Genomic DNA, 13,050 nt, shown 5'->3' with positions numbered 1-13,050 from the left:
AATAAAGCATCCTCCCATTCTTTAAACTTGAAATAAAAGTAGCATGCCCCCCGCAACATCCCCTGCCTTACTGCCCCGTCACCTTGCCATTATGTTGCTGTTAATGCTGGGCAGCTCCTTCGCCGCCAACCATATCGCGGCCAAAGTGGCGCTGGACCATGGCACCGGGCTAATCATCTCGGTTATTTTTCGCTCGGCCGCGGCCACCCTGGCCTTGAGCATGCTGCTGATCTGGCGCAAGCAAGCCCTGTATGTGCCCCGTCAGTATCTGGGCTGGCAACTGATGCTGGGCGGGCTGATCACCATGCAGTGCATGCTGATTTATTCCTCCATTGCCCGTATCCCTGTCGCCTTGGCCTTGCTGGTGGCCAATATGTACCCGATTCTGCTGGCGCTACTGACCTGGATACTGGGCGGGCACAAACCCACGCGCAAAACCTCCATCATCATGGTGGCAATTCTGATCGGCCTCTTGTTGGCGCTGGACGCTCCCAGTCTGATCAAGGGCGCAACGCTGGATGGGCAGTGGGTCCTGGGCGTGGTGTGCAGCCTGCTGACCGCCCTGACCTTTGCGATTGGCCTGTGGATTACAGAAAATAAACTGGCGCCCTTGCCCGGCCTGGTACGCAGTTTCTGTACCATCAGCCAAACTTTGGTCTGCCTGATTGCACTTAGCCCTCTGGGACTGCTGCCCGGTGGCTCTTCGCTGCCCCACGACGCTGTGGGCTGGATTGCCCTGTCGCTGGTCTGTGTGCTGTACACCACGGGCTTTGTGACCCTGTTTGTGCTGGCTCCCCGCCTGGACATGACACGCAATGCGCCCTTCATGAATATGGAGCCGGTGGCCTCGCTGATTCTGGGCTGGCTGATTCTGAAGCAGACCTTGAACTCCACCCAATTGCTGGGTGGCGCGGTGGTGCTGAGCGGGATTGTGGCATTGGCCTACCAGCGCGCCCCACGCAAGTAAGTCTCAGGCTCTGGACAGAAGGCGCTGCCAAACACGGGGCAGCACCTCTATCAAATCCTCCGGGATCAATCCGGGACCAAACTCCAGGGCGGCCTGTGAATGCAGCCAGACAGCCGCCCCCGCCGCTTCAAAAGCAGGCATGCCTTGGGTCAGCAAGCCGCAGACCAGACCCGCCAATACATCCCCGCTGCCCCCGGTGGCCAACCACGGCGGTGCGCAGGCATTGATCAAGGCCCGCCCATCGGGCGCGGCAATAACAGTATCTGCTCCCTTCAACACCAGCACGGCACCACATTGCGTAGCAGCCAGTCGCGCTGCCTCCAGGCGATCCGGCGCTTCCTCAAAAACGCGGGCAAACTCGCCCGCGTGAGGGGTCAGCACGCACTGCTCATGCAAGGCATCCCATAACTCCTGGGGCTGTGCTGCAAAGCTGCTGATGGCGTCCGCATCCAGAACACAAGGTCGCCCCGTTGCCAGCAAAGCCAAAGTCAGGCGACGGGTTTGCTCACCCAGTCCCGCACCCGGCCCCACCAGCCAGGCGCGAATGCGCTCGTCCGTGGCCAAAGTGTCATCCAAGGGGGCCACCATGATGCTGTCCAATGCACCGGCGTACACCGACCAGACCGAGGGCGGCACAGCCATGCTGACCAGTCCGGCTCCTGCGCGTTGTGCTGCACGAGCCGCCAGACGGCTGGCTCCGGTCATCCGTTCGCCCCCGACCACCAAAGCGTGCCCACGCGTGTATTTATGGCTCTGGGCGCCCAACTGCGGCAGATGAGCCTGCCACAAGGCAGGTTCATTCAACCAGGTATTGGCCTCTTGCAAGGCCGGCGCTGGCATACCGATTTCGGCCAGCTCAAGCTTGCCGCACAAGGCACGGCCCGGATACAGCACATGGCCCGGCTTGTAGCGCACAAAGCTGACTGTCACCGTGGCAGGGGCGACCACACCGCGCACCTGCCCGCTGGCCCCATCCAGGCCCGATGGCACGTCAATGGCACATACAGGAACCTTGGAAGCCGCCAAAGCCTGAATCAAGGCGGCTGTCTCACCCTCCACATCACGATCCAGGCCTGCTCCCAGCAAACCATCCACCACCACGGAAAAACGTCGAAAGTCCGGACACTGACTTTCCCAGCGACCCTGCCATTGCGTTTGCGCCCAGGCGGCCGTACCCTGCCGCACAGACGGGTCCACCAGACTGAACACGGAAACCACCCGCCCCTGCTCGCGCAGAATCTGCGCCGCCACCAGAGCATCTCCACCGTTATTACCCGGCCCGCACAAGAACAGCACCGCTCCTTGCGGCCAGTGGCGCTGCACGGTACGCGCCACCGCACTGGCAGCGGCCTGCATCAATTGCTCGATGGATACCCCGAAAGCCGGAGCGGCTGCATCCATGCTGGCGCACTGTGCCGGACTGTACAGGGCCTGTTTTCCGGGCGCGGCACTCAGGGGCAAAAAACCATATTGGGACACAAAGGGCATGGCAGGCTCACAAAGGCAGAAATCAAAACGTCCCTACGCTGCACGGGCTGGTCACCCGCTGGCGGCCTGCTGAAAACAGAAGGCGTCAGGTCCTGGGCGGCCCGGAGACAAAAAAAGAACGGGTCGCCGCCCGTTCTCTTATCTTAGTGCGAAAAGTCTGAATGCAGAACTGTCGCAACAGCCACCACCTAGGCCGACGGCTGTTCTTGTCTATCCTTGACAGAGCCGACGGACAGCTCACGCGGTACCTCCACCCCGTTCTTGATCGCAATGATCTCGGCCATGATGCTGACGGCAATCTCTGCCGGGGTCTTGCTACCTATATACAAGCCAATCGGACCTTTGAGCTTGTCGATTTCCTCGGCCGTCAGATCAAAGTGCTCGGCCAAGCGTTCGCGCCGGCTCTGGTTATTACGTCGCGAACCAATCGCCCCCACATAAAAGGCACTGCTCTTGAGCGCCTCCAGCAAGGCCATATCATCCAGCTTGGGATCGTGCGTCAGGGCCACAATGGCCGTACGCCGATCCGGCACGCAAGCAATGACCTCATCATCCGGCATGCCCTTAACTACACGCGCACCCGCTACGCTCCAGCCTTGAATATGCTCGCTGCGCGGATCGCAGACCGTCACATCAAAGCCGTTGAACAAGGCAATGGTCGCCACGTACTCGGACAGTTGCCCACCACCGATCAGCAAGAGCCGGTAGGACGGGCCAAAAGTCACCGACAGGCTGTCCTGACTTAAATGCAAGGCAGCCGGAACGCGGGTGGCACTGCCCCAGGCACGGCCAGTTTGCAGATCCACATGACGTTGCACCAGATGGCGCTGCTCCAACAAGCTCAGCAATTCCGACAGGGCTTGCGGGCAGGGATTGAACTCCACCAGCAAACGGATCGTTCCACCACAAGGCAGGCCAAAGCGATGCGCCTCATCCGCGCTGACGCCATACGTCAGCATCTGAGGACAGCCATCGCCATGCAGGCGCCTATCCGCCCCTGCGGGGTCGTGATAGGCACGGATCAGGTCGTCCTCGATACAACCACCCGAGACCGACCCGACCACCGCCCCACCTTTTTCCAGAGCCATGATGGATCCCTCTGGACGGGGGGACGAGCCCCAGGTCTGCACAACCGTAACCAAAATGGCATCACGTCCTTGTGCGCGCCACTCGTGCAACTGGCGCAATACCCTGACATCCAGGCTCTCCATATGTGTCTCCAGTCTTTCCTGTGTTTATTTGAATACCGGCATACCGCCACCCTCGCCCGAATCATCAAACGGATTCAGGTCGGCACCGTACTCGTCCTGCATGTCGATCGTGACTGTATTGGGATCAACTTGGGCGCCCGTTCCCTTGTAATGCGTCACCATGCCAGGGAACAACAGCACCACAGCAATCATCACGATCTGGATACAAATAAACGGTACGGAGCCCCAGTAAATGTCGCCTGTGGCCACACCCGGAATCTTTTTCTTGGTCACTTTATCGATGTAATCATCCTTGGGCGCCACCGAGCGTAAATAAAATAGTGAGAAGCCAAATGGTGGATGCATAAAGGATGTTTGCATATTAACGGCTAAGAGCACGCCAAACCAGATTAAATCAATGCCCATCTTGTCGGCCACCGGCCCCAGCAAAGGCACGATGATGAACGCCAGCTCGAAGAAATCCAGGAAAAAGGCCAGTACAAACACCAGCACACTGACCAGAATCAGGAAGCCATATTCGCCGCCAGGCAGGTCAATCAGCAGGTGCTCCACCCACAAGTCGCCATCCACGCCACGGAAAGTCAGCGAGAAGATGGTGGAACCGATCAGAATGAACATCACGAAGCAGGACAGCTTGGCCGTGGTATCCATGGCTTGCTTGAGCAAATCAGTGCTCAAACGACGACGGCTGACCGCCATCAGAATGGCACCGACTGCGCCCATCGCACCGCCTTCCGTGGGGGTGGCAATACCCAGGAAAATCGTGCCCAGCACCAGAAAGATCAGGCCCAGGGGCGGGATCATCACAAACACCACGCGTTCTGCCAGCACCGACAGCAAGCCCAGCTTCAGCCATTTGTTGATCAGGGCCAACACGAACGCCACACCACCAACCAGCAAGATGCAGATAATGACTTTCTCATCTACAGGGCCGTTGGGATCAACCCAAAATTCGTCCAAGATATAACCGGCCACCAGCGAGATCAGCAGCAGCACACACAAGGAGCGCGCACCCGAACGGCCATTGGCCTCCGAATAACTGCGATGTTCGGCAGGAATCGGTGGCACATCCTTGGGACGCAGCACGGCCAGAATCAGGATGTAAAGCAGATAAGCGCCTGTCAGCACCAGACCAGGCACCATGGCACCGCGGTACATATCGCCTACCGAACGGCCCAACTGGTCAGCCAGCACAATCAGCACCAGCGACGGCGGAATAATCTGCGACAAGGTGCCTGAAGCGGCAATCACACCCGTGGCCAGTCTGCGGCTATAACCGTAGCGCAACATGATGGGCAAGGAGATCAGGCCCATGGAGATCACCGAGGCTGACACCACACCTGTGGTTGCAGCCAGCATGGCACCCACAAACACCACGGCAATGGCCAGACCACCAGGCATGGAACCAAACAGCTGACCAATCGTATCGAGCAGGTCTTCTGCCATGCCGGAGCGTTCCAGAATCAGCCCCATGAAGGTAAAGAAGGGAATGGCCAGCAAAGTATCGTTGGCCATGATGCCAAACACACGCAGCGGCAGCGCCTGGAACAGGGACCAGTTGAACAGGCCCATTTCCACACCGATCAGACCGAACACCATACCGTTGGCGGCCAGCGCAAAGGCAACCGGAAAGCCCAGCAGCAAGAAAACAATCAGTGACGCAAACATCACTGGCGCCATATTGGCGACAAATAAATCCATCATGATCTGGTTCAGCCTTTGTGTTGATGCGCTAACTTGGCCTCGGCTTGCCGAGCAATTTCTTCAGCCAGCAGCTCTTCGGGCGATTTTTCCTGCAACTTCTTGTTGGGGTTGGGGCAGGCACCGCGCAAGAAACCAATGCACTTGATCAGGTGCGAGATCCCCTGCAGGGAAATCAGGGCAAAGCCGATGGGAATAATCAATTTGGCGGGCCAGCGAATCAGGCCGCCGGAATTAGAGGACACTTCCTGAGTCAGATAGGAGTCCATGAACACCGGCCAGGACAAGGCCATGATGGCAACACAGGCCGGCAACATGAACAGCACCACACACGCAGCTTCGATCACAATTTGCTTGCGCTCGGACAGGCGCGAGGCCAGTACGTCCACACGCACATGCTCATTGCGCAAAAAGGTGTAGCCGCCCGTCAGCAGGAACAAGGCACCAAACAAATACCACTGCACCTCCAGCCAGGCATTGGAGCTGGAATCGAAGAATTTGCGCGCGATGGCGTTATAGGAACTGATTACGACAACCAGCAGAACCACCCACATGACCACCCGGCCACATAGCTGATTCAGGCTGTCGATCGCCCTTGATAGTTTGAGTAAAGATTGCATCAATCCCCCAGATTTTCTGCGTTGAAGTTAGTGGAAATCTAATGAGACCGAAAACGGGTGGCGCGCTTTTCAACTGCATCCAGCAGGAAGTACAGCGCCAGCCCCATGACGGCCAGAATGAACAGGGCGGAGAACACCCGCACCGTGTCGAACACCCCTTGGGCGCTCATGATCACAAAGCCCAGGCCACGCTGGGAGGACACGAACTCGCCCACAATAGCCCCTACCAAAGCCAGGGACAGAGCCACTTTCAGGCCCGCCATGATCGATGGCAGCGCAGAGGGCAGGCGCACTTTGAAAAACAGGGCAACCGGCCCGCCTTTCAAAACCCGGCCCAGGTCCAGAATGTCGGGCGAGACCGAGCGCAAGCCTTGCACCGTATCCACAATCACGGCAAAGACGGCGATCAGAAAAGCAATGGCCACCTTGGGCTCGTAGCCGGTACCCATCCAGACCACGAACAGCGGTGCCAAAGCCACTTTGGGAATGCTGTTGAAACCCACAATCAGGGGATAGCAAAAACGCTCGAAGAGCGGTGAACCCACGAGGGCGACGGCAATCAGCACGCCGCCTACGGCGGCCAATACAAATCCAGCCAGCGTGATGCCGAGCGTGTATAACGCTTGACCCATGTACCAACCCAGTTCGCCATACAAATCCTCCAGAATCAGCGAGGGGCGCGGCAAAATCACTTCCCGCACCTGACCCAGCCAACAAATTAATTCCCACGCCAACAGCACCACGACGGTAGAGACCACACCCGCCAACCAGCTGGGCATGGAACGCAAGGCTTTATTCATGGCTGTCTCCTGCACCATCGGCAATGCCGAACAATTGACGGATATGAGCGACATGCCGACCAAACTCCGGGGTCTCGCGCAAGGACAGCGGGCGCGGACGAGGAAAGTCGATCTTGATCTGCTCCAGAATGCGGCCTGGACGAGACGAGAACACCAGCACGGTATCGCCCAGGAAAACGGCTTCGGCAATGCCGTGCGTCACAAACAAGGTGGTGTTGCCCGTTTTCATCCAGATGCGCTGCAATTCGGCGTTCATGTTGTCGCGCGTCAGTGCATCCAGCGCACCGAAAGGCTCATCCATCAGCAGCAGGCGCGGATCATCCACCAGGGCACGGCAAATGGAGGCCCGCTGGCGCATGCCTCCAGACAACTGGCGTGGATAGCTGTCGGCAAACTGGGACAGGCCGGTCAAGGCCAGCAATTGATCCACCTTGTCCAGATAATCGGCCGTGCGCTTGCCGGCAAACTCCAAAGGCAAAAGAATGTTGTCGCGTATGCTGCGCCACTCCAGCAAGGCATCGCGCTGGAACACCATGCCCACCTGGTCGGGCGGGCCGCTGACGGGTTGCTGGTCTACCGTCAGGGAGCCGCTGCTGATGTTTTCCAGCCCGGCCACGCAACGCAGGAAGGTGCTTTTCCCGCAGCCGCTGGGGCCCAGAATGCTGATGAACTGGCCTGGTTGAATATCGACATTGATGCCGTCCAGCGCCAGCACATCACGCGCGCCCTCAAAGCGCTTGCGCACATCTTGAGAAAGTACCCGCGCCGCCATTACTTCAGCTCCAGACTGCTCAGGGATTGCGGGGTGACCACGCCGGACTGGTAATAGTCCGTGGCCTTCTGACCGGCAGGAATCAGCTCTACCCGTTCCAGCGTGGCAACTGTCTTGTCCCAGTCCGCAGGCTGGTTCACGCCGATACTGCCTTGCTCGACAGCGGGGCCAAAGTAGGTTTTAAGAATGTTCAGCTGGTCCAGCAAAATGGCTTTGTCCAAACGCGCATTGGGGCGTTGCGCCACAATCGCATCCACCGCTTCTTGTTCGTGACCGCTGTAAATGTAGTTCCAGGATTTGGCCACCACATTGGAAAAAGTCGCCAGCTCCTGTCCCCGGCTGGCTAGCTTGGCTTCGCTGGTGAACAGACCAAAGCTGACCATATCCAGGCCATGCTGGGCGAAAGGAATGGCATTGGAGGCGCGCTGACGCGACACCGAAGCCAGTACAAATGGAATGGTGGAGATCACGGCATCGGCCCGCCCCACCGCATAGGTCGCTGCCTTGCCAGCCGCATCCACACTCAGCAGATCCACATCACTGCGACGCAAGCCGCCCGCCGCCAGAAACGCATCGACAAAAGGCGCTTCCAGAGAACCGGCGGTATAAGCGATCTTGCGTCCCTTCAAACCCTCCGGCCCATTAATGCCCGAATCCTTGGGCACCAGCACGCCAATGTCGCTGGACGTGGCAAAGGTGGCCAGCCCTTTGACTGGCAAGCCCTTGCTGCGTGCAATCACCATGGAGGCCAGCGCTGCCTGGCCCACATCAAAGCGATCACTGCCACCCACGATCTGCACCGCCGTGACAGAACCGTTGCCATCTTCCAGCCGTACATCCAGGCCAGCCTGCTTGAACCAGCCCTTTTCCACGGCCAGATGAAACGGTGCATGGACGGCCCAAGGGGTCCAGTCCAGCTTTACATTCAAGGGCTCGGCTGCCGCCCCCCAGGTGCTCAACAAGAAGGTGGCCCCGATTGCGAGGCGCACACGTCCCCCCAAAGCTTTACGCTCCGTCATCTCCTTACCCCCGTTTTATTTATCGTCTTGCGTCGTCTATGCGCTTATGAGCGCCGGAAAAGTCCCTTGAAGCGGTCCCACAAAATGCTGAAGAACATCTTGACCGGATTGAACTCTGCCACCACCGGCTCTTCGCCTTCGGCCAGCGGTTTTTCCAGGCGCAGGTTCACGTTCTTGCCGAACTCCGCAATCATGCGGCGCACGAAATCCTGAACCAGCCCGGAGCGCGAAAACTGCGCCAGTGGCCCTTGCAGCGAATACACCAGCTCCACTTCCACGCGGCTGCGCGCTTCGCCATCCGGATTGACCTGAAAGCTGACATCGCCACGGGCACGCGATTGGCTCAAGGAGTCCACGCCCTCACCGCGCAGCACGGCAGCACGGCGTTCGTTATCCTCTTCCAACGTGGCATTACCCTTGAAGGCAGCCGACATGGGGCCAAATTTGATGGCGATCTTGCCCTGTACCGTGGCCCCTTCCTGGGACTCGATAATCGCGCCGGGCAGACAGCCCGCCACCTTGGGCAAATCCTTCATGAAAGCCCAAACCTGATCGGCCGGGAAACGGGCATCGAAACCACCTTGAATAGCCTGGCCCTTGCCCTTGTCGGCACTGCCGGACGCGGCAGGTGCAGCAGCGGCCACCGGAGCGGGCGTCTGCACTTCTTCCTGTACCGCTTCAAAAGTCGTAAAGCCGTTCTGGTTCCAGTCTTGCTGCACGTTCTGCACCACGGCAGCGCGCAAGGCTTCTACCTGGGCATCGGGCTGATCGCGCAGGGCTTGCAGCACGGACAGAATGGCGGCTGTAATGCCTTGATAGCCGGTGCAGCGACAAATATTGCCGGACAACTCAATACGCACACGGGCTTCGTCTGCATCGGGCAAACGCAGCACGATGTCGCGGCTGGTCGCCAACATGCCAGGCGTACAGAAGCCGCATTGCAAGGCGTGTTTTTCCGAGAAAGCCGTACGCAGACGGCTCATGATCGGATCGTCGTCGTAGCCTTCCACGGTGGTGACTTCGTGGCCATCACAAGCACCGGCAAAAGTGATGCAGGAGCGCACTGGACGGCCATCCACCAGCACCGTACATGCGCCGCACACACCGTGTTCACAGCTCAGGTTGGTGCCGGTCAAACGGCTTTTCTCGCGGATGAAATCACCCAGATGGGTGCGCGGTTCGGCCTCGTGCTTTTGCTGACGGCCGTTAACTTGAATCGAGATTTCTGCCATGTCTTAACCTTTCACACCCAGCGCTTGCTTCAGGCTGCGCTCTACTACCGTACGGAACAGCACCTGATGAGCTTCATCCCGTTGTGCCAGATACGGCTGCAAGGCCGCTGCAATCGTGTCCCCTTCCAGGACGGCGGCCCCTTGTGCAGCCACGTGCACGGCCAGCTCGGGCAAGGAGCGCGGGGCGCCTTCCATGGCACCAATCACTACGCGCGCCGTGCGGGTGGCCGGGTCGAAATAGCAGGCACAACTGGCATCGGCAAACTCGCCCACTTTGCGGGTAAATTTGTAATAACCCCAACGGGCCGAACCGGACACTTCAGGTACATCCACAGACTCGATGAACTCACCGGCTTCCAGCACCGTGGTGTAGGCAGCCAGCATGAATTCGCTCATGGGAACCGTACGGCTGCCTTGGGTTCCACGCACATTGATGCGTGCGCCCAGGGCGGCACAGGTCAGCACCCAGTCTGCCGCCGGGTCCGCATGGGCCAGGCTGCCACCCAAGGTGCCGCGATTACGCACACCCCGGTAAGCAATGCGGCCTGCCACTTTCTGCATCATGTGGCCGCGCAGCAGTTCGTGAATGCCATCTTCAATCTGGGCGTGAGTCACAGCAGCGCCGATACGCACTTGCCCTTTATTGGCCGTTACCTGTCGCAGCTCGGGCACTGCCGACACATCCAGCACTCGAGCAGGGCGCACCAGACGCAGATTCAACATGGGGCCCAGGGACTGGCTGCCACCCATCAAGCGCACGGCGGAAGGGTCGCTGCCATAAGCGTCCTGGATCTGTTTCAGGCTCTGGGCCTGTTCATACTCAAACTTGGCGGCCTTCATGCCTGAACCTCCGACACGGGCTGTTTATCTTGCTGATTGGCGGGCTGTGCTGCAGCGCGAATGGCGCTTAGCAGTCGATGCGGTGTCACGGGCGTGTGCGAGACCTGTGCTCCCGTAGAGCGCAAGGCATTATTAATGGCGGACATGATGGCGGCAGGAGGGGCAATCGCTCCGCCCTCGCCCATGCCCTTGGCACCAAACTCGGTATTGGGCGATGGGCTTTCCATGTGTTCGATATGAATATTGGGCACCTCGCAGGCACCGGGCATGACGTAGTCTGCCAGGGTCGATGCCAGCGGCTGAGCAAACTCGTCGTAAGGCATTTCTTCGTACAAGGCGGTGCCGATCCCCTGGGCAATCCCGCCTATGGTCTGGCCTTCCACAATCATGGGGTTGATCATGACGCCGCAATCTTCCACCACCACGTACTTGAGCACTTCCACCCCGCCAGTCTTTGGATCAACAGCCACCACCACGGCATTGCTGGCGTAGGTGAAGCTGCCGGTATCGACTTTGGGTTTGTAGCCTACGGATAGCTCCAGACCTTGCGGGTCCACGTCCTCGGGCAAATGCTGCGGATTGATGTACCAGGCATCCGCCACTTGGGCGATGCTGATTTGACGGCCCTCGGCACTGAACATATCGCCTTGATGCTGCATGCTGTCCACATCGGCTTTCAGCATATGCGCGGCAATCTTGCGCACGCGCGGCAGCAGCTCTTTACAGGCCTTCGATACCGCTCCGCCAGACATCACCAGGGAGCGCGAGGCATACGTGCCGGTAGAGAATGGCGTACGGCCCGTATCGCCGTGCACCACTTTGATCTTGGCCACGGGAATACCCAGAATTTCGCTGGCGATCTGGGCAAACGAGGTTTCCATACCCTGGCCGTGCGAGTGCACACCCACACGCACTTCCAGCCCACCGTCCGGGGTCATGCGTACAAAAGCCTGATCAAAACCCGGAATCACCGCAGTGCCCCAACTGGCGAACACGGACGTACCGTGTGCGGACTGCTCGGTATAAGAAGCCACACCCAGACCAATCAGGCGACCATCGGGCTCACCCTTGGCCTGACGAGCCAGCACAGCCTCCACATCCACCGCAGCCAGAGCGCGGCGCAGGCTTTCTGGATAGTTGCCCGAGTCGTAGTGCTTGTTGGCCACGTTGACGTAAGGCATTTGCTCGCCTTGCACCAGGTTCATCAAGCGAATTTCCCAGGAGGGCTTGCCGACCGCCAGGGCGATCTGATCCATCATCTGTTCAATGGCCAGGCAGACACCCGTACGGGCAACGCCGCGGTACGGCATGAAGCCTGGTTTGTTGGTGCCCACACCGCGTGTGCGGCAGCGGTAGCCACGAAAATCGTAAGGACCGGGCAAGTTGCCCAGGGCCTGGCCTACTTCCAAACCCACGGTAAAGGGCCAGACCGAGTAAGCGCCACCATCAATATCAATTTCAGCATCCAGCGCCAGCAGGCGGCCTTCATTGCTGATGTGCGCTTTCAGGCGGTATTGGTGTTCACGGGTATTGGCGCCAGCAATCAAGTGCTCACGGCGGTCTTCCATGAAACGAAAGGGCTTGCGGAAGGTCTTGGCCAACCAGGCCACGCACAGCTCTTCCTGATGCAGCACGCATTTATAACCAAAGGCGCCGCCCACATCGGGGGAAATCACACGAACCTGCGCCTGATCCATACCCAGGAACTGGGCAATGCCAGTGCGGTGCATATGCGGAATCTGACTGCCGCAATACACCACCAGTTGATCGGCCTGGAAATCCCAATAGGCCAGAACGGCCTTGCCTTCCATCGGCAACATGCACTGACGTGACAGGCTGACCGAGTGCTCGATCACGCGATCGGCACGGGCGGCATGCTCTTCAAAGGCCACGTCCGAGCGCAGTGTCACAAACACATTATCCTGCCAGCCTTCATGCAGCAGATCACCCTGCGCGGCCAGCGAGGCCGGCACACTGCCGTAAACCGGCAGTTCGTCGTACAGCGCTTCAATCTCCTCCAGAACGTCCTCGGCCACGGCGCGGCTTTCACCAAAGGCCATGGCAACCGGCTCGCCCACATAACGCACACTGCCCGAGGCCAGCGGCGGCATGCTGGAGGCCTGGTAACTGGGCAAAGTGGAAGCGGCGTAAATATCCAGACAGTCCGGCATATCGGCGCGGGTAATAACCTGCGCACGTGCGCTGTCTTCAATATTGATCTGACGGATTCGGGCATGCGCCATGGGGCTGCGCAGGAAGGCGACTTCCTGCAGCCCTGGCATGGTCATGTTTCCGATGAAGTTGCCCCGGCCATTGAGATGGCGCGCATCCTCCTTGCGAAGAATACGCGCACCCACTCCTTGGCCACCCAGGCTTGACGGGTGACTGTGCTGACTCATT

At 59.1% G+C, this 13,050-nt stretch carries 11 protein-coding genes; 1 reads left to right on the top strand and 10 read right to left on the bottom strand.

The annotated features are described in order from the left end of the window. Positions 1–43: 43 nt before the first annotated feature. Positions 44–967 carry an EamA family transporter gene (locus M2Q46_RS15955; RefSeq protein WP_022983297.1) on the top strand — a complete coding sequence of 308 codons (924 nt, stop codon included), beginning with the start codon at positions 44–46 and terminating at the stop codon, positions 965–967. 3 nt (positions 968–970) lie between these two features. Here the strand turns inward: M2Q46_RS15955 and M2Q46_RS15950 are convergent, their stop codons facing one another. The 10 genes from M2Q46_RS15950 to M2Q46_RS15905 form a co-directional block, all read right to left on the bottom strand. Beyond that, the gene (locus M2Q46_RS15950) at positions 971–2,455 is read right to left on the bottom strand and encodes an NAD(P)H-hydrate dehydratase (RefSeq protein ID WP_257112360.1); all 1,485 of its coding nucleotides are present in this window, start codon (positions 2,453–2,455) and stop codon (positions 971–973) included. A 188-nt stretch (positions 2,456–2,643) separates the two neighbouring features. After that, positions 2,644–3,666, bottom strand: coding sequence for an XdhC family protein (locus tag M2Q46_RS15945; protein ID WP_035273662.1), 1,023 nt, complete (start codon positions 3,664–3,666; stop codon positions 2,644–2,646). 24 nt (positions 3,667–3,690) lie between these two features. Further along, the gene (locus M2Q46_RS15940) at positions 3,691–5,367 is read right to left on the bottom strand and encodes a TRAP transporter large permease subunit (RefSeq protein WP_302357652.1); all 1,677 of its coding nucleotides are present in this window, start codon (positions 5,365–5,367) and stop codon (positions 3,691–3,693) included. 11 nt (positions 5,368–5,378) lie between these two features. Continuing rightward, positions 5,379–5,987: a TRAP transporter small permease subunit gene (locus M2Q46_RS15935; RefSeq protein ID WP_302357618.1), complete on the bottom strand. Its 609-nt coding sequence runs from the start codon at positions 5,985–5,987 to the stop codon at positions 5,379–5,381. 38 nt (positions 5,988–6,025) lie between these two features. Continuing rightward, positions 6,026–6,787 carry an ABC transporter permease gene (locus tag M2Q46_RS15930; protein ID WP_009464034.1) on the bottom strand — a complete coding sequence of 254 codons (762 nt, stop codon included), beginning with the start codon at positions 6,785–6,787 and terminating at the stop codon, positions 6,026–6,028. Continuing rightward, positions 6,780–7,559, bottom strand: a complete 780-nt coding sequence (locus tag M2Q46_RS15925) for an ABC transporter ATP-binding protein (RefSeq protein ID WP_009464036.1) — start codon at positions 7,557–7,559, stop codon at positions 6,780–6,782. Before M2Q46_RS15925 ends, M2Q46_RS15930 begins: the two co-directional genes overlap by 8 nt. After that, positions 7,559–8,578: an ABC transporter substrate-binding protein gene (locus M2Q46_RS15920; RefSeq protein ID WP_009464038.1), complete on the bottom strand. Its 1,020-nt coding sequence runs from the start codon at positions 8,576–8,578 to the stop codon at positions 7,559–7,561. Before M2Q46_RS15920 ends, M2Q46_RS15925 begins: the two co-directional genes overlap by 1 nt. Before the next feature lie 44 nt (positions 8,579–8,622). Further along, a complete protein-coding gene (locus tag M2Q46_RS15915; RefSeq protein ID WP_083054524.1) occupies positions 8,623–9,810 on the bottom strand; it encodes a 2Fe-2S iron-sulfur cluster-binding protein in 1,188 nt (395 codons plus the stop codon). Positions 9,811–9,813: 3 nt separating this feature from the next. After that, positions 9,814–10,650 (bottom strand): xanthine dehydrogenase family protein subunit M, encoded by an 837-nt coding sequence (locus M2Q46_RS15910; protein WP_137431453.1) that lies wholly within the window; start codon positions 10,648–10,650, stop codon positions 9,814–9,816. Then, positions 10,647–13,049, bottom strand: a complete 2,403-nt coding sequence (locus tag M2Q46_RS15905; protein ID WP_247966461.1) for a xanthine dehydrogenase family protein molybdopterin-binding subunit — start codon at positions 13,047–13,049, stop codon at positions 10,647–10,649. Before M2Q46_RS15905 ends, M2Q46_RS15910 begins: the two co-directional genes overlap by 4 nt. Between the last annotated feature and the right edge of the window lies 1 nt (position 13,050).

Origin of the sequence: Alcaligenes sp. YSL9 (genome assembly GCF_030515105.1) — a bacterium.
GTDB lineage: Bacteria > Pseudomonadota > Gammaproteobacteria > Burkholderiales > Burkholderiaceae_B > Alcaligenes > Alcaligenes phenolicus.
Note: the sequence above shows the minus strand (reverse complement) of the source record. Positions and strands in the feature narration are given on the sequence as shown.

Bases quoted from the DNA above. Each gene is read 5' to 3' on its own strand.
- M2Q46_RS15955 (WP_022983297.1), top strand. From the start codon at position 44: ATGCCCCCCGCAACATCCCCTGCCTTACTGCCCCGTCACCTTGCCATT.
- M2Q46_RS15950 (WP_257112360.1), bottom strand. From the start codon at position 2,455: ATGCCCTTTGTGTCCCAATATGGTTTTTTGCCCCTGAGTGCCGCGCCC.
- M2Q46_RS15945 (WP_035273662.1), bottom strand. From the start codon at position 3,666: ATGGAGAGCCTGGATGTCAGGGTATTGCGCCAGTTGCACGAGTGGCGC.
- M2Q46_RS15940 (WP_302357652.1), bottom strand. From the start codon at position 5,367: ATGGATTTATTTGTCGCCAATATGGCGCCAGTGATGTTTGCGTCACTG.
- M2Q46_RS15935 (WP_302357618.1), bottom strand. From the start codon at position 5,987: ATGCAATCTTTACTCAAACTATCAAGGGCGATCGACAGCCTGAATCAG.
- M2Q46_RS15930 (WP_009464034.1), bottom strand. From the start codon at position 6,787: ATGAATAAAGCCTTGCGTTCCATGCCCAGCTGGTTGGCGGGTGTGGTC.
- M2Q46_RS15925 (WP_009464036.1), bottom strand. From the start codon at position 7,559: ATGGCGGCGCGGGTACTTTCTCAAGATGTGCGCAAGCGCTTTGAGGGC.
- M2Q46_RS15920 (WP_009464038.1), bottom strand. From the start codon at position 8,578: ATGACGGAGCGTAAAGCTTTGGGGGGACGTGTGCGCCTCGCAATCGGG.
- M2Q46_RS15915 (WP_083054524.1), bottom strand. From the start codon at position 9,810: ATGGCAGAAATCTCGATTCAAGTTAACGGCCGTCAGCAAAAGCACGAG.
- M2Q46_RS15910 (WP_137431453.1), bottom strand. From the start codon at position 10,650: ATGAAGGCCGCCAAGTTTGAGTATGAACAGGCCCAGAGCCTGAAACAG.
- M2Q46_RS15905 (WP_247966461.1), bottom strand. From the start codon at position 13,049: ATGAGTCAGCACAGTCACCCGTCAAGCCTGGGTGGCCAAGGAGTGGGT.